A 15568-nucleotide genomic window follows, 5' to 3' on the forward strand; every position below is an offset into this window, starting at 1 on the left:
GTCCGGGGGATTTCTCTGCGTATATTCAGTGGTTCGCGACTTCCAATCGAGAGGCCGCGAAGAAGTTCAGTGACCACAGTATATGCGGGCGGGAGCAGAATTGTCAAACGCGGATCTGTCGAACAGCGAATTTCCCGACGATGAATTGCGCGGCGAGCAGGAATTCATCGACGGACTGTACGCGCGCGTGGACGTCCTGCGCGGCGAGACCGAGACCTCGGTCGCGGACGCGCTCGCCCAGGGCGACAAGCCCATGCAGGCCCGGCTGGAGCGGGACATCCTGGTCGCCGAGCGCTCGGGGCTGCTCGCCGCGCTGAACGCCGTGGACGGCTCGCTGTGCTTCGGCCGGATCGACCTGGCCGACGGCACGACACACCACATCGGCCGGATCGGGCTGCGCGAGGACGACGCCGAGCGCACCCCCGTGCTGATCGACTGGCGGGCCGACGTCGCCCGCCCCTTCTACCTGGCCACCGGCCACACCCCGATGGGCCTGCGGCGCCGCCGGCACATCACCACCGAGGACCGGACGGTCACCTCCCTGCACGACGAGATCCTGGACCTCGGCGACGCCACCCGCACCGGCCACGAGGACCACAACGGCGACGCCGTTCTGCTGGCCGCGCTGAACTCGGCGCGCACCGGACGGATGAGCGACATCGTGCAGACCATCCAGGCCGAGCAGGACCGGATCATCCGGGCGCCGCACCGCGGGGTGCTGGTCGTGGAGGGCGGCCCCGGCACCGGCAAGACCGCGGTGGCCCTGCACCGGGCGGCGTACCTGCTCTACGAGCACCGGGAGCTGCTGGCCCGCCGCGCGGTCCTCATCGTCGGCCCCAACCCCGCCTTCCTCGGCTACATCGGCGAGGTGCTGCCCTCCCTCGGCGAGACCGGGGTGCTGCTGGCCACGGTCGGCGAACTGTTCCCCGGGGTGAAGGCCACCGCGGCCGACACCCCCGAGGCCGCCGCGGTCAAGGGCCGCGCCGACATGGCCGAGGTGCTGGCCGCCGTCGTCCGCGACCGGCAGGCGCTGCCGGACCCGGTGATCGCGATCGAGCACGACCGGGAGGTGCTGATGCTGGACGACGGCCTGGTGAACGTCGCCCGCGAACGCACCCGCGCCGCCAAGCTGCCGCACAACGCGGCCCGCGAGCACTTCGAGGGCTACATCCTCAACACGCTCACCGAGCTGTACGCCGAGCGCGTGGGCACCGACCCCTACGACGGCAGCAGCCTGCTCGACGCCTCCGACATCACCCAGATCCGCGACGAACTCGCCGAGAACCCCGAGGTCTGGGACGCCGTCGACCGGCTGTGGCCGCGGATCACCCCGCAGCGGCTGGTCGCCGACTTTCTCGCCGAGCCCGACGGCTATCTGCCGAAGGAGGACGCCGACGCGATCCGCCGCCCGGTGACCCGCGCCTGGACCGTCGCCGACGTGCCGCTGCTGGACGAGGCGGCCGAACTCCTCGGCGAGGACGACCGGCTGGCCCGCGCCCGCGCCGAACGCGAACGCGAGACCCAGGTGGCCTACGCGCAGGGCGTGCTCGACGTGTCGTACGCCTCCCGGACCTACGAGTTCGAGGACAAGGACGACGAGGAGTCGGAGGTGCTGTCCGCGCACGACATCATCGACGCCGAGCGGTTCGCCGAACGGCACGAGGAGGCCGACCACCGCAGCGCCGCCGAACGGGCCGCCGCCGACCGCACCTGGGCCTTCGGGCACATCATCGTGGACGAGGCACAGGAACTGTCGCCGATGGCCTGGCGGCTGCTGATGCGGCGCAGCCCGACCCGCTCGATGACCCTGGTCGGCGACCCCGCCCAGACCGCCGAGGCGGCCGGCGTCGGCTCCTGGGCGGACATCCTCGCCCCCTACGTCGAGGACCGCTGGGAGCACACCCGGCTGGGCGTCAACTACCGCACCCCGGCCGAGATCATGGACCTGGCGGCGGCCGTGGTCCGCGCCGAGCACCCGGACTTCGAGCCGCCCAGCTCGGTCCGCGCCACCGGCGTACGGCCCTGGGTGCGGCAGGCATCCGGCGACCTGCCCGGCGCGGTCGCCGAGGCGGTCGCCGAACTCACCCCCGAGGAGGGCCGGCTGGCCGTGATCGCCCCCCGCGGGCTGCACCGCGCCCTGGCCGCGCGCCTGGACGGGGTCACGGCCGGCGCGGAACCCGACCTGACCCGCACGGTGGTCCTGCTCGACCCCCGCCAGGCCAAGGGCCTGGAGTTCGACTCGGTCCTGGTGGTGGAACCCGCCGCCTACGGCACGAGCGACCTGTACGTGTCCCTGACCCGCGCCACCCAGCGCCTGGGCGTACTGCACACCGGGTCGCTCCCGGCCGGGCTCACGCCGGCCGCAGCCACACCGTAGCCAGTGGAGGGAGGGTCAGGCGGAGGCTTGCGGGGCGGCCGTGGGCGCCCTGGGGGTCCGGCTTGAGGGGGTCCGGGTGGGTGACGCCGCTGCCGCCGTACCGGGTGGCGTCGGTGTTCAGGACCTCCACCCAGGCCGGGACGTCCTCCGGCACCCCGACGCGGTAGTCGGGGCGGACCACCGGTGCCAGGTGGGAGACCGCGAGCAGCGGGGTGCCGTCGGCGGCGCGGCGCAGGAACGCGAAGACGTTGTCGTCCGCCGCGTCCCCGGCGATCCACTCGAACCCCGCCGGATCGGTGTCCCGCTGCCACAGCGCCGGGGCCGCCCGGTACACCGCGTTCAGGTCCCGGACGAGATCCCGCACGCCCCGGTGGTCCGCCGCCGCGCCGTACTCCGGGTCCAGCAGCCACCAGTCCGGGCCGTGCGCCTCCGACCATTCGGCGCCCTGCGCGAACTCCTGCCCCATGTACAGCAGTTGCTTGCCGGGGTGGGCCCACATGAAGCCCAGGTACGCCCGGTGGTTGGCGCGCCGCTGCCACCAGTCGCCCGGCATCTTCGACACCAGGGACCCCTTGCCGTGCACCACCTCGTCGTGGGAGATCGGCAGGACGTAGTTCTCGCTGTAGGCGTACACCATCGAGAACGTCATCTCGTGGTGGTGGTGCTTGCGGTGCACGGGGTCGTGGCTCATGTACTGGAGCGAGTCGTGCATCCAGCCCATGTTCCACTTCAGGCCGAAGCCGAGCCCGCCGAAGCCGCTCGGGCCCCGGTGGTGGGTGGGGCGGGTGACGCCGTCCCAGGCGGTGGACTCCTCGGCGATGGTCACCACGCCCGGGCAGCGCCGGTAGACGGTGGCGTTCATCTCCTGGAGGAAGGCGACCGCGTCCAGGTTCTCCCGGCCGCCGTGCTGGTTGGGCGTCCACTGCCCGGAGTCGCGTGAGTAGTCCAGGTAGAGCATGGAGGCGACGGCGTCCACCCGCAGCCCGTCGATGTGGAACTCCTCGCACCAGTACACGGCGTTCGCCACCAGGAAGTTGCGCACCTCCCGCCGGCCGAGGTCGAACTCCAGCGTGCCCCAGTCCGGATGGGCGGCCCGCGCCGGGTCCTGGGGCTCGTACAGCGGGCGCCCGTCGAAGGCGGCCAGCGCCCACTCGTCGCGCGGGAAGTGCGCCGGCACCCAGTCCATCAGCACCCCGATGCCGGCCTGGTGCAGCCGGTCCACCAGGTACTTGAAGTCGTCGGGGGTGCCGAGGCGGGCCGTCGGGGCGTAGTACCCGGTGACCTGGTAGCCCCACGAGCCGCCGAAGGGGTGCTCGGCGACCGGCATCAGCTCCACGTGCGTGAAGCCCATCTCCCGTACGTACGCGGGGAGTTCCCCCGCCAGTTCGCGGTACGTCAGTCCCGGCCGCCAGGAGGGCAGGTGGACCTCGTAGACGGAGAAGGGGGCCTCGTGCACCGGTGTGTCCGCGCGGTGCGCCAGCCACTCGGCGTCGCCCCACTCGTGGTGCGAGACGTCCACGACGGACGACGTCGCGGGCGGGACCTCGGTGCGGCGGGCCATCGGGTCGGCGCGCACGGTGCGCGAGCCGTCCGGGCGGGTGATCTCGAACTTGTACAGCTCCCCCTCGCCGACCCCCGGTACGAACAGCTCCCAGACCCCGGTGCCGCCCAGCGAGCGCATCGGGAAGCCCGAACCGTCCCAGAAGTTGAAGCCGCCGCAGACCCGGACGCCCCGCGCGTTCGGCGCCCACACCGCGAACCGGGTGCCGGTGACGCCCTGGTGGGTGAGGACGTGGGCACCGAGCGCCCGCCACAGCTGCTCGTGCCGGCCCTCGCCGATCAGGTGCAGGTCCAGCTCGCCCAGGGTGGGCAGGAAGCGGTACGGGTCCTCGGTCTCCAGGTCCGTGCCGTCGTACGTCACGAGCAGCCGGTAGGCGGGGACCGAGGCGAGCGGGAGCAGGCCGGAGAAGAAGCCGTCGCCGTCGTCGTGCAGCCGTGCGCGCAGCTCGCCGCAGTCCACGGTGACGGCCCGCGCGTACGGGCGGAAGACGCGGAAGGCGACCCCGCCGGGGACCGGGTGGGCGCCGAGGACGGTGTGCGGATCGTGGTGGGTGCCGTGCAGCAGCCGCTCGCGGTCCCCGGGGTCCACGGCGGCGGGGACCGCGGAGACCACGGGGGCGGGCGCGGCCTCCGGCCCGGACGGCGCGGACTGCGCGGGCACCCGGGCGGACCGCGTCCGTGCGGCGTCGGTCCGCGCGGCTCGGGATTGTCCGCCGGTGTTCCCGGCGGCTGGCTTCTTGGACGTCACGAGTGAGTCTCCCGGACGAGGAACGGGTCGGTCAGATCGGGTCGGACGTGGCGAGGCGGCGGATCGCGGACATCGGTACGGGGAGCCAGTCGGGCCGGTGCCGGGCCTCGTAGACGACCTCGTAGACCGCCTTGTCGGTCTCGTAGGCCCGCAGCAGCACCGGATCGGTGCGCGGATCGCGGCCGGAGGCCTCCGCGTACCCGGAGCAGTAGGCGGCCCGGCAGGTGTGCGCCCAGTCCGGGGCGGGCGGGCGGACCGAGTGGGCCGCGTAGTCGAAGGAACGGAGCATTCCCGCGATGTCCCGCACCGTCGGCTGCGGCATGCGCCGTTCCGCCAGCGGCCGGGCCGGCTCCCCCTCGAAGTCGATCAGCGACCAGCCGCCGGCCGGCGCCCGCAGGCACTGCCCCAGGTGCAGATCGCCGTGCACCCGCTGGGCGGTCCAGGTGCGGCCCTCGGCGGCGAGCCCGGCCAGCGCGGTGTAGGCCGAGCGCAGCCCGGGTTCGTACGGCGTCAGGGCCGGCACCGCCCGCACGGCCGCCGCCAGCCGCTCGGTCATGCCGTCCACCAGCAGCTCCAGCTGGGGGCGGCCGAGGGTGACGGTGGGCAGGGCACGGGCGAGCGCGGTGTGCACCTCGGCGGTGGCCCGGCCCAGGGCGTGCGCCTCCGCCGCGAAGTCCTCGCCCTTGGCCAGCTCGCGCAGCGCCAGCTCCCAGCCGTCGCTCGCCCCGCTGACATAGGGCTGGAGCACGGCGAGCACATACGGCTCCCCGCCCGGCTCGGCCCGCAGCCAGCCCGTCGGCGCGGGCACCCGGGGGCAGCCCTCCCGGGCCAGGGCGAGCGGCAGCTCCAGATCGGGGTTGACGCCGGGCACCACTCGGCGCAGCACCTTGAGAATAAACGTATCTCCATAAACGACGGACGAGTTGGACTGCTCGGCGGTCATCAGCCGGGCCACGAGGTTCGGCCGTATCTCCTGGCGTTCGTCGCGGTCGAAGCGCAGCACGCCGACCCGGGTCCGGCCGCGCAGGGCCTCCAGCAGCAGTTCGGCGGGCCGGGGGTCGTACAGCGCGTCGTACACCGTGGACCCGGCGAGCGGACCCTCGGTGACGTGTCCGATCAGCGCGGGCGCCAGCCGGGGCGGCAGCGCCTCGCGCACGCCGACGAGGAGCTGGTAGCAGTCGCCGGGGTGTGTCTCCCCGCCCGGCGCGGACGGCTGATGGACCCGCAGCAGCAGGTGGTACAGGCCCAGCCGGCCGCCGGACGGCAGCAGTTCGGTGACGGTCACCGGGGTGAAGCCGGTGACCGGGCGCCCCTTGCCCGCGAACCAGCGCTGCCGGGGCAGCCAGGTGCGCAGCAGGGGGTCGAGCGAGGCGAGGAGTGAACCTGTGGTGCCGGAGGGGGTGACCGTTTCCGCCATGGCGTCACGTCCTTTCCCCGGGGAGTAGTCGGGGTGTTACTGAGGGGTGCCCCGGGTGGGACGGCGGAAACCGCCCCACCGGGCGCCGGGTTACGCGGCTTCGCGGCGCAGCCGGAACCAGTAGAAGCCGTGTCCCGCGAGGGTGAGCAGGTACGGCAGTTCGCCGATGGCGGGGAACCGCACCCCGCCGAACAGCTCGACGGGATGCCGCCCGCCGAACCGGCTGAGGTCCAGCTCCGTGGGCTGGGCGAAGCGGGAGAAGTTGTGCACGCACAGCACGAGGTCGTCCTCGTACTCCCGCAGGAAGGCGAGCACCGCCGGGTTGGACGACGGCAGTTCGGTGTAGGAGCCGAGTCCGAAGGCGGGGTTCTGTTTGCGGATCTCGATCATCCGGCGGGTCCAGTGCAGCAGCGACGAGGGGGAGGACATGGACGCCTCGACGTTGGTGACCTGGTAGCCGTAGACCGGGTCCATGATCGTGGGCAGGAACAGCCGTCCCGGGTCGCAGGACGAGAAGCCGGCGTTGCGGTCGGGGGTCCACTGCATGGGGGTGCGCACGGCGTCGCGGTCGCCGAGCCAGATGTTGTCGCCCATGCCGATCTCGTCGCCGTAGTAGAGGATCGGCGAGCCGGGCAGGGACAGCAGCAGGGCGGTGAACAGCTCGATCTGGTTGCGGTCGTTGTCGAGCAGGGGGGCGAGGCGGCGGCGGATGCCGATGTTGGCGCGCATGCGGGGGTCTTTGGCGTACTCGGCCCACATGTAGTCGCGTTCCTCGTCGGTGACCATCTCCAGGGTCAGCTCGTCGTGGTTGCGCAGGAAGATGCCCCACTGGCAGCCGGAGGGGATGGCGGGGGTCTTGGCGAGGATCTCGGAGACCGGGTAGCGGGACTCGCGTCGCACGGCCATGAAGATGCGGGGCATGACGGGGAAGTGGAAGGCCATGTGGCACTCGTCGCCGCCGGCGGAGTAGTCGCCGAAGTAGTCGACCACGTCCTCCGGCCACTGATTGGCCTCCGCCAGCAGCACCTTGTCCGGGTACTGGGCGTCGATCTCCCGGCGCACCCGCTTCAGGAAGTCGTGCGTGGCGGGCAGGTTCTCGCAGTTGGTGCCCTCCCGCTGGTACAGGTACGGCACCGCGTCCAGCCGGAACCCGTCGATGCCGAGGTCCAGCCAGAACCGCAGCGCGGAGAGGATCTCCTCCTGGACGGCCGGGTTCTCGTAGTTGAGGTCCGGCTGGTGCGAGAAGAAGCGGTGCCAGTAGTACTGCTTGCGCACCGGGTCGTACGTCCAGTTGGAGACCTCGGTGTCGACGAAGATGATCCGCGCGTCCTGGTACTGCTTGTCGTCGTCGGCCCAGACGTAGTACTCCCCGTACGGCCCGTGCGGATCCCGCCTCGACTCCTGGAACCACGGGTGCTGGTCGCTGGTGTGGTTCATGACGAAGTCGATGATCACCCGCATGCCGCGCTGGTGGGCGGCGTCCACGAACTCCACGAAGTCGGCGAGGTCACCGAACTCCGGCAGCACGGCGGTGTAGTCGGAGACGTCGTAACCGCCGTCCCTGAGGGGTGACTTGAAGAAGGGCGGCAGCCACAGGCAGTCCACGCCGAGCCACTGGAGGTAGTCCAGTTTGGCGGTCAGGCCCTTCAGGTCGCCGACGCCGTCGCCGTTGCTGTCCTGGAAGGAGCGGACCAGGACCTCGTAGAAGACGGCGCGTTTGAACCACTCCGGGTCCCGGTCCTTGGCGGGCGTGTCCTCGAAGGTGTCCGGTACGGGCTCGTTGACGGTCATATCGTGGGTGACCCTCCGATCTGCGGGTTGGACGGTCGCAGGACGGTGAAGACATGCGCGGGCCTGTGACCCGGTTCGAGACGCACGTAGTTGGCCCTGCCCCAGTGGTAGGTCTCGCCGGTGAGCTCGTCGCGCACCGGCACGGACTCGTGCCAGTCCAGCCCGAGTCGCGGCATGTCCAACGAGACCGTGGCCTCCTGGGTGTGGTGCGGGTCGAGGTTGACGACCACGACGACCGTGTCCGTCCCCGTGCGCTTCGAGTAGACGAGCACCGCGTCCTGATCCGCGTCGTGGAAGTGGAGGTTGCGCAGCCGCTGGAGTGCGGGATGGCGGCGGCGGATGGTGTTCAGGCGGGTGATGAGCGGGGCGATGGTCCGGCCCTCGCGTTCGGCGGCCTCCCAGTCGCGGGGCCTGAGCTGGTACTTCTCCGAGTCCAGGTATTCCTCGGCGCCCTCCCGCAGCGGGGTGTTCTCGCACAGTTCGTAGCCGGAGTAGATGCCCCAGGCGGGGGAGAGGGTGGCGGCCAGTACGGCCCGCACCTCGAACGCGGGCCGCCCGCCGTGCTGGAGGTAGGCGTGCAGGATGTCGGGGGTGTTGGCGAAGAGGTTCGGCCGCATGTAGGCCGCCGCCTCACCGGTCAGCTCGCTCAGGTACTCCGTCAGCTCCTGCTTGGTGTTGCGCCAGGTGAAGTACGTGTACGACTGCTGGAAGCCGATCTGGGCCAGGGTGTGCATCATCGCCGGGCGGGTGAACGCCTCCGCCAGGAAGATCACGTCCGGGTCGGTGCGGTTGATCCCGGCGATGACCCGCTCCCAGAAGACGACGGGTTTGGTGTGGGGGTTGTCGACGCGGAAGATGCGCACGCCGTGGGCCATCCAGTGCCGCAGGATCCGCAGGGTCTCGGCGACCAGGCCGTCCATGTCGGCGTCGAAGGCGAGGGGGTAGATGTCCTGGTACTTCTTCGGGGGGTTCTCCGCGTAGGCGATCGAGCCGTCGGGGCGGTGGTGGAACCACTCGGGGTGCTTCTCCACCCAGGGGTGGTCCGGGGAGCACTGGAGGGCGAGGTCGAGGGCGACCTCCAGGCCGAGCCGGCCGGCCTCGGCGACGAAGTGGTCGAAGTCCTCCAGGGTGCCCAGGGCGGGGTGGACGGCGTCGTGGCCGCCCTCGGGGGAGCCGATGGCCCAGGGCACGCCGACGTCGTCGGGGCCGGCGGTCAGGGAGTTGTTGGGGCCTTTGCGGTGGGTGGTGCCGATGGGGTGGATCGGGGGCAGGTAGACGACGTCGAAGCCCATGTCCGCGATCGCCTTCAGCCGGCGCGCGGCGGTCCGGAAGGTGCCGTGAGGCTGTTCGGCGGTGCCCTCGGAGCGGGGGAAGAACTCGTACCAGGAGCCGTACAGGGCGCGCTCGCGCTCCACCAGCAACGGCATCGCGTCGGAAGCGGTGACCAACTCCCGCAGCGGATACCGGTGCAGTACCTGTGTCACCTCCGGGGCCAGCGCCGACGCCAGCCGCCAGGCGGCCGGGCGGTCGCGGTCCCGCAGGGCCGCCACCGCGTCCAGGACGGGCCCGCGCTCCGCCTCCGGCACCCCGGCGGCGGCCCGCTCGTACAACTGCGCGCCCTCCGTCAGGACCAGTTCGGTGTCGATGCCGGCCGGGATCTTGATCCGGGCGTGCTCGCGCCAGGTGGTGAGCGGGTCCGACCACGCCTCCACCGTGTAGGTCCACTGGCCCGTACCGCCCGCCGTGACGGTGGCACCCCAGCGGTCGGTGCCCGGGGCGAGCTCCCGCATCGGCGTCCAGGGCCCGGGCCGGCCCGCCGGGTCCCGCAGCACGACGTTCGCGCCCACGGCGTCGTGGCCCTCCCGGAACACGGTCGCCGTGACCTCGAAGGACTCCCCGGTCACGGCCTTGACCGGCCTGCGACCGTGCTGCACCACGGGGCGTACGTCGAGGATGGGGATACGGCCCAGGGCGGTGCCGGGCCGTTCTCCCGTGGCGGACGGTTCCCCGGTGGCGGGCGCTTCCGCGGTGGCGGGCGTGGTCACCGGGGTGGTTCGTTTCTCGGGGGTGGGCGCATGGGCAGGCGTACCGCCCCTCCCGCCCGTCGGCTTCCTTCCTGCTGCCTTGGCCTTGCTGTTGGTCGGGGGTGGTGACGAGTGGTGCCTGGCGGGCATGACCGCTCCTGTCCGCTGCAACGTGGGTATGGGCGGATGGACGTGGGGAGGTGGGTCCTGCGGTGTGCTGTGGTACGCCTGTGGGGTGGATACCGAAGAGCCTTCCCCCTGGGTTCGGGTGGGCAATCCGGCACTGTGTTAACTACTCATGCGTACGTCCGCACACAAGACCGGTTCCCCTTGTTTCCGGGTGCCCGGTGACCGGCGCCTGACGCACCGACACCCCCGGCCGGTACGTCCCCACCGACCGCGCGGTAACCACTACCGTCGAAGGAGACGACGAGACGCACGGCTGACGTGCGGCTCACCCCGCGACGCGTCCCGAGGTGGAATGTGAAGGCGATCCGTCGGTTCACCGTCCGTCCCGTTCTCCCCGACCCCCTGCGGCCACTGAGCGACCTCGCGCGCAATCTGCGCTGGTCCTGGCATGCGGAGACGCGCGACCTGTTCCAGTCCGCCGACCCCGAGGCATGGGCCGCGGCCGGTGGCGACCCGGTGCGGCTGCTGGGCCGGGTACGCCCGGCCCGGCTGGCCGAACTGGCCGGTGACCGGCGGTTCCTGCGCCGCCTGACCGCCGTCGCCGACGACCTCGACGACTATCTGACCGGTGAACGCTGGTACCAGACACAGGCGGACGGCCTGCCCGCCGCCATCGCGTACTTCTCCCCGGAGTTCGGCATCACGGCCGCCCTCCCGCAGTACTCCGGCGGCCTCGGCATCCTGGCCGGCGACCATCTGAAGGCGGCCAGCGACCTCGGCGTCCCCCTGATCGGGGTCGGACTCCTCTACCGGCACGGCTACTTCCGCCAGACCCTCTCCCGGGACGGCTGGCAGCAGGAGCACTACCCGGTGCTCGACCCCAACGAACTGCCGCTCACCCAGCTGAAGGAGACCGACGGCACCCCCGCGCACGTCCGTCTCGCCCTGCCCGGCGGCAAGGAGCTGCGCGCCCGGATCTGGCTGGCACAGGTCGGCCGGGTGCCGCTGCTGCTGCTCGACTCGGACGTGGAGGAGAACGACCTCGGCGAACGCGGGGTCACCGACCGGCTCTACGGCGGCGGCAGCGAACACCGGCTGCTCCAGGAGATGCTGCTCGGGATAGGAGGGGTGCGGGCGGTGCGGACGTACTGCCGGCTCACCGGGCACCCGGTACCGGAGGTGTTCCACACCAACGAGGGGCACGCCGGATTCCTCGGCCTGGAGCGGATCGCCGAACTGTGCGCGGGCGGGCTGGACTTCGACGCCGCCCTGGAGGCGGTGCGGGCCGGCACGGTGTTCACCACGCACACCCCGGTCCCGGCCGGCATCGACCGCTTCGACCGGGACCTGGTCGGCCGGCACTTCGGCCCCGACGCCGAACTGCCCGGCATCGACGTGCGGCGGGTGCTGGAGCTGGGCCGGGAGACCTACCCGGGAGGCGAGCCGAACCTGTTCAACATGGCGGTGATGGGGCTGCGGCTGGCCCAGCGCGCCAACGGGGTGTCGTTGCTGCACGGCCAGGTCAGCCGGGAGATGTTCGCGGGCCTGTGGCCGGGATTCGACGCCGAGGAGGTGCCGATCACCTCGGTGACCAACGGGGTGCACGCCCCGACCTGGGTGGCGCCGGAGGTGCTGCGCATGGCCACCCGGCAGGTCGGCGCCCAGCGGGCCGAGGACGCGCTGAGCGTCGGCGGCTCCGAACGCTGGGACTCGGTCGAGGACATCCCGGACCAGGACATCTGGGAACTGCGCCGCACCCTGCGGGAACGGCTGGTGCTGGAGGTGCGGGAGCGACTGCGCACGTCCTGGCGGCAACGTGGCGCCGGGGACGCCGAGTTGGGCTGGATCGACGGCGTCCTGGACCCGGACGTGCTCACGATCGGCTTCGCGCGCCGGGTCCCGTCGTACAAGCGGCTGACGCTGATGCTCAGGGACCGCGACCGCCTGACGGAGCTGCTTCTGCACCCCGACCGTCCGGTGCAGATCGTGGTCGCGGGCAAGGCGCACCCGGCGGACGACGGCGGCAAGCGGCTGGTGCAGGAACTGGTCCGGTTCGCCGACGACCCACGGGTGCGCCACCGCATCGTCTTCCTCCCCGATTACGGCATGGCGATGGCGCAGCGGCTCTACCCGGGCTGCGACGTCTGGCTGAACAACCCGCTGCGCCCGCTGGAGGCGTGCGGTACGTCGGGCATGAAGGCGGCCCTGAACGGCTGCCTGAACCTCTCGGTGCTGGACGGCTGGTGGGACGAGTGGTTCCAGCCGGACTTCGGCTGGGCCATCCCGACGGCGGACGGCGCGGGCACCGACCCGGACCACCGTGACGACGTCGAAGCGGCCGCCCTGTACGACCTCCTGGAACAGCGGATCACGCCCCGCTTCTACGAACGCGGACGCGCGGGCCTGCCCGACCGCTGGATCCAGATGGTCCGCCGGACCCTCTCCCTGCTCGGCCCGAAGGTGCTGGCCGGCCGGATGGTCCGCGAGTACGTGGACCGCCTCTACGCCCCCGCCGCCCGGGCCCACCGCGCGCTGACCCCGGACACCGCCCGGGACCTGGCCGGCTGGAAGGCCCGGGTGCGGGCCGCCTGGCCCGGGGTGAGCGTGGACCACGTGGAGACGACGGCGACGACACCCACGGCGGAACTGGGGGCGACGGTGGGCCTGCGGGTCCGGGTGGCCCTCGGCGAGCTGACCCCCGAGGACGTGGAGGTCCAGGCGGTCTCCGGGCGGGTGGACGAACAGGACCGCATCACGGACGCCACGGTCGTCCCGCTGAAGCCGGCCGGCACCGCCGACCTGGAGGGCCGCGTGCTCTACGAGGGCCCCCTGTCCCTGGACCGCACCGGCCCCTACGGCTACACGATCCGCATCCTCCCCGCCCATCCCCTCCTGGCCTCCCCCGCGGAACTGGGCCTGATGACGATCCCGTCGGAGGAGGTGGTGGAGGGGGCGGGGGTGGTGTTGCGGTGAGGTGAGGCGGGGGCGCGCGGCCGCTGGACCGGTGGGGACCCTCGACTCACGCCGTCAGCGGCCGGGTCACGGCTCCGGCTGGTCTTCGCACAGGCGTTTGAGGACTGTTCCGCAGCGGCGGGCGTAGGCGTGCTGGAAGCCTCTGGTGGCCGGGCCGCCCGCCTTCGCGTACCACTTGGCCGGCTTGCTGAAGGCGGACACCGTGAGCCAGACCGTGCCGTCGCCGGTGCGGTCGACGACGAAGGCCTCCTCGCCGCACTCGGGGTGGCCTTCGAGGGTGCCGTAGGCCCAGCCGGCGCGGCGGGTCTCCTCGGTGGTCCATATGATCCGGCAGGGTGCCTTGACGACACCGGCCAGGGTGACCGTGACATCGACGCCGGGGGCCGCGCGGTCGGCGGTGGCGTCGATGCCGACGCCCATCGCGCGGTGCATCTCCCAGGTCAGGACCGCCTCGGCGGCCCGCCGGAACACCGCGTGGCCCTCCCCGAGACGGGTGCGCACGAGCAGGGGACGGAAGCCGGGCGGGCAGAAGGAGGGGTCGTCGCGGGTCGCGCCGACCGGCTCGTAGGTGAAGGGCGCCGAGGACATGGGTCACAAGAGTAGGGCGGCACCCGGGACGCGCTGGTCCCGGGTGCCGCCCTGCTGTGCCGGTCCGGCAGGTGCTAGTTGACGTTGACGGCGGACCAGGCCGCCGCGACCGCCTTGTACTCGGTGCTGGTGGAGCCGTACAGCGCGGACGCCGCGTTCAGGGTCGCCGTGCGGGCGGCCTTGTAGTTGGTCGTCGACGTCATGTACGTGGTCAGCGCCTTGTACCAGATCTGCAGCGCCTTGGCGCGGCCGATGCCGGTGACGGCGGAGCCGTTGTAGGTCGGCGAGTTGTAGGTGACGCCGTTGATCGTCTTCGAACCGCTGCCCTCCGCGAGGAGGTAGAAGAAGTGGTTCGCGACGCCGGACGAGTAGTGGACGTCCTTGTTGCCGACCGTGGAGGACCAGTAGTCCGCCGAGCCGCCGTCCTTGCTGGGCTTGTCCATGTAGCGCAGCGGGGTGCCGTCGCCGTTGATGTCGATCTTCTCGCCGATGAGGTAGTCACCGGGGTCGGACGCGTTGTTGGCGAAGAACTCCACGCCCGTGCCGAAGATGTCACTGGTGGCCTCGTTCAGGCCGCCGGACTCGCCGGAGTAGTTGAGGCCCGCGGTGTTCGAGGTGACGCCGTGGCTCATCTCGTGGCCGGCCACGTCCAGCGAGGTCAGCGGGTCGGCGTTGCCGGAGCCGTCGCCGTAGGTCATGCAGAAGCAGCTGTCGTCCCAGAACGCGTTGACGTACGCGTTGCCGTAGTGCACGCGGGAGTAGGCGCCGACACCGTTGTTCTTGATGCCGTTGCGGCCGAAGGTGCTCTTGTAGAAGTCCCAGGTCACGCCCGCGCCGTAGGCGGCGTCGGCGGCCGCCGTCTGGTCCGAGGAGGAGGTGGAGGCGGTGCCGGTGCCGAAGACGTTGGTCGAGTTGGCGACCAGCGTGCCGGTGCCGGACGTCTTGCGGGCCAGGTTGTAGGTCTTGTGGTTGCCCCGCGCGCTGTCGGTGAGCTGGTACGTCGAGCCCGACTGCACGGAGTTCAGGGTGACCGTGCCGGAGTACAGCGTCTTGCCGGTCGCGTTCTCGATGCCCTGGTACTCGAAGAGCTTCTTGCCGGTGGCCGCGTCGGTGATGACGTGCAGCTGGTTCGGGGTGCCGTCGTCCTGGAAGCCGCCGACGACCGTCTCGTAGGCGAGGACGGGCTTGCCGGAGCCGGCCCAGATCACCTTGCGGGCGCCGTCCGCGGTGGTCTTGGCGGAGCCGAGCGTCTTGGCGGTGGACACCGCCTGCTGCTCGGCCTTGGCGGCGGTGATCTGGGGCGTGAGCGTGGCCGGCTTCAGGGCCGCCGGGTTGGCCTTGGTGACGCCCTGGGTCTTGCCGGACGCGGCCGTGTGGACGATCAGGTCGCCGCCGAGCACCGGCAAGCCCGCGTAGGTGCGCTCGTAGCGGGTGTGCAGGGTGCCGTCGGCGTCCTTGACGACGTCCTTGGCGACCAGCTTCTCCTGGGCGCCGAGGCCTATGTGCCGCGCGGTCTCGGTCGCGTCGGTCTGGGCCTGCTGGATCAGGGAGGTGCGGGCCGCGGCGGACAGCGCGGTCGGGGCGGCGGCCAGGGGCTTGGCGGCGGCTCCGGTCGGGGTCTGCGCGTTCGCACTGGTGGTCAGACCGGTGGAGAGCAGGGCTCCGGCGGCGACAGCGGTGGCGATGGCCAGGGTGGTGCGCTTGTGACGCGCGTAGAGGGGGCTCACGAAAGCTCCTTCTCGTGGGGGAGTCCGGGCAGTGTGGGGTTACTGGCCGGCATGTGTGGCGTTGTGAAGTTGCTGTGCTGCTGCGGCGGGTGGAGAGAGAGTGACATCAAGGGCGCGTACATGTCAGGACCCTGAAGTGATGTTGGCCGAAAATCGACCAACCGATGAACGTTTCGGGGGTGTTAACCGGCGCCGCCCGAGGGGGTCCGACCCCCGGGCAGCGCCGTCAACTCG

The 15568-nt window shown here is 71.7% G+C and carries 8 protein-coding genes; 2 read left to right on the forward strand and 6 right to left on the reverse strand.

Annotation, left to right across the window (positions count from 1 at the left end; translation table 11 throughout):
• Positions 1–82: 82 nt before the first annotated feature.
• Positions 83–2377 carry a UvrD-helicase domain-containing protein gene (locus HB370_RS27360; protein ID WP_030790214.1) on the forward strand — a complete coding sequence of 765 codons (2295 nt, stop codon included), beginning with the start codon at positions 83–85 and terminating at the stop codon, positions 2375–2377.
• Here HB370_RS27360 and glgB read toward each other — a convergent pair.
• The 4 genes from glgB to HB370_RS27380 all read right to left on the reverse strand — a co-directional run bounded on the left by glgB (position 2352) and on the right by HB370_RS27380 (position 10067).
• Positions 2352–4685 carry a 1,4-alpha-glucan branching enzyme gene (gene glgB / locus HB370_RS27365; protein WP_078637724.1) on the reverse strand — a complete coding sequence of 778 codons (2334 nt, stop codon included), beginning with the start codon at positions 4683–4685 and terminating at the stop codon, positions 2352–2354. The genes HB370_RS27360 and glgB overlap by 26 nt on opposite strands.
• Positions 4686–4716: 31 nt before the next feature.
• Positions 4717–6102 (reverse strand): phosphotransferase, encoded by a 1386-nt coding sequence (locus tag HB370_RS27370; protein ID WP_030790220.1) that lies wholly within the window; start codon positions 6100–6102, stop codon positions 4717–4719.
• A 90-nt stretch (positions 6103–6192) separates the two neighbouring features.
• Entirely contained in the window at positions 6193–7893 is a 1701-nt protein-coding gene (treS, locus tag HB370_RS27375; protein WP_167513035.1) for a maltose alpha-D-glucosyltransferase, read from the reverse strand.
• On the reverse strand, positions 7890–10067 hold the full coding sequence (locus tag HB370_RS27380; RefSeq protein ID WP_167513036.1) for an alpha-1,4-glucan--maltose-1-phosphate maltosyltransferase: 2178 nt from the start codon (positions 10065–10067) through the stop codon (positions 7890–7892). Before HB370_RS27380 ends, treS begins: the two co-directional genes overlap by 4 nt.
• Positions 10068–10400: 333 nt before the next feature.
• On the opposite strand from HB370_RS27380, the gene HB370_RS27385 reads away from it, so the two are divergent.
• Entirely contained in the window at positions 10401–13019 is a 2619-nt protein-coding gene (locus HB370_RS27385; protein WP_030791650.1) for a glycosyltransferase family 1 protein, read from the forward strand.
• A gap of 66 nt (positions 13020–13085) precedes the next feature.
• Here the strand turns inward: HB370_RS27385 and HB370_RS27390 are convergent, their stop codons facing one another.
• Together HB370_RS27390 and HB370_RS27395 are read right to left on the reverse strand one after the other, a co-directional pair.
• Entirely contained in the window at positions 13086–13607 is a 522-nt protein-coding gene (locus tag HB370_RS27390; protein ID WP_030791652.1) for a DUF1990 domain-containing protein, read from the reverse strand.
• Between the two features lie 74 nt (positions 13608–13681).
• On the reverse strand, positions 13682–15334 hold the full coding sequence (locus tag HB370_RS27395; protein WP_030791655.1) for a M4 family metallopeptidase: 1653 nt from the start codon (positions 15332–15334) through the stop codon (positions 13682–13684).
• Between the last annotated feature and the right edge of the window lie 234 nt (positions 15335–15568).

This window comes from Streptomyces sp. DSM 40868 (assembly GCF_011820545.1).
Lineage (GTDB): Bacteria > Actinomycetota > Actinomycetes > Streptomycetales > Streptomycetaceae > Streptomyces > Streptomyces eurythermus.

What these genes read in the sequence shown, in the direction of transcription:
- HB370_RS27370 (WP_030790220.1), bottom strand. Translation starts at nt 6,102, where the DNA reads ATGGCGGAAACGGTCACCCCCTCCGGCACCACAGGTTCACTCCTCGCC.
- HB370_RS27390 (WP_030791652.1), bottom strand. Translation starts at nt 13,607, where the DNA reads ATGTCCTCGGCGCCCTTCACCTACGAGCCGGTCGGCGCGACCCGCGAC.
- HB370_RS27360 (WP_030790214.1), top strand. Translation starts at nt 83, where the DNA reads ATGCGGGCGGGAGCAGAATTGTCAAACGCGGATCTGTCGAACAGCGAA.
- HB370_RS27380 (WP_167513036.1), bottom strand. Translation starts at nt 10,067, where the DNA reads ATGCCCGCCAGGCACCACTCGTCACCACCCCCGACCAACAGCAAGGCC.
- treS (WP_167513035.1), bottom strand. Translation starts at nt 7,893, where the DNA reads ATGACCGTCAACGAGCCCGTACCGGACACCTTCGAGGACACGCCCGCC.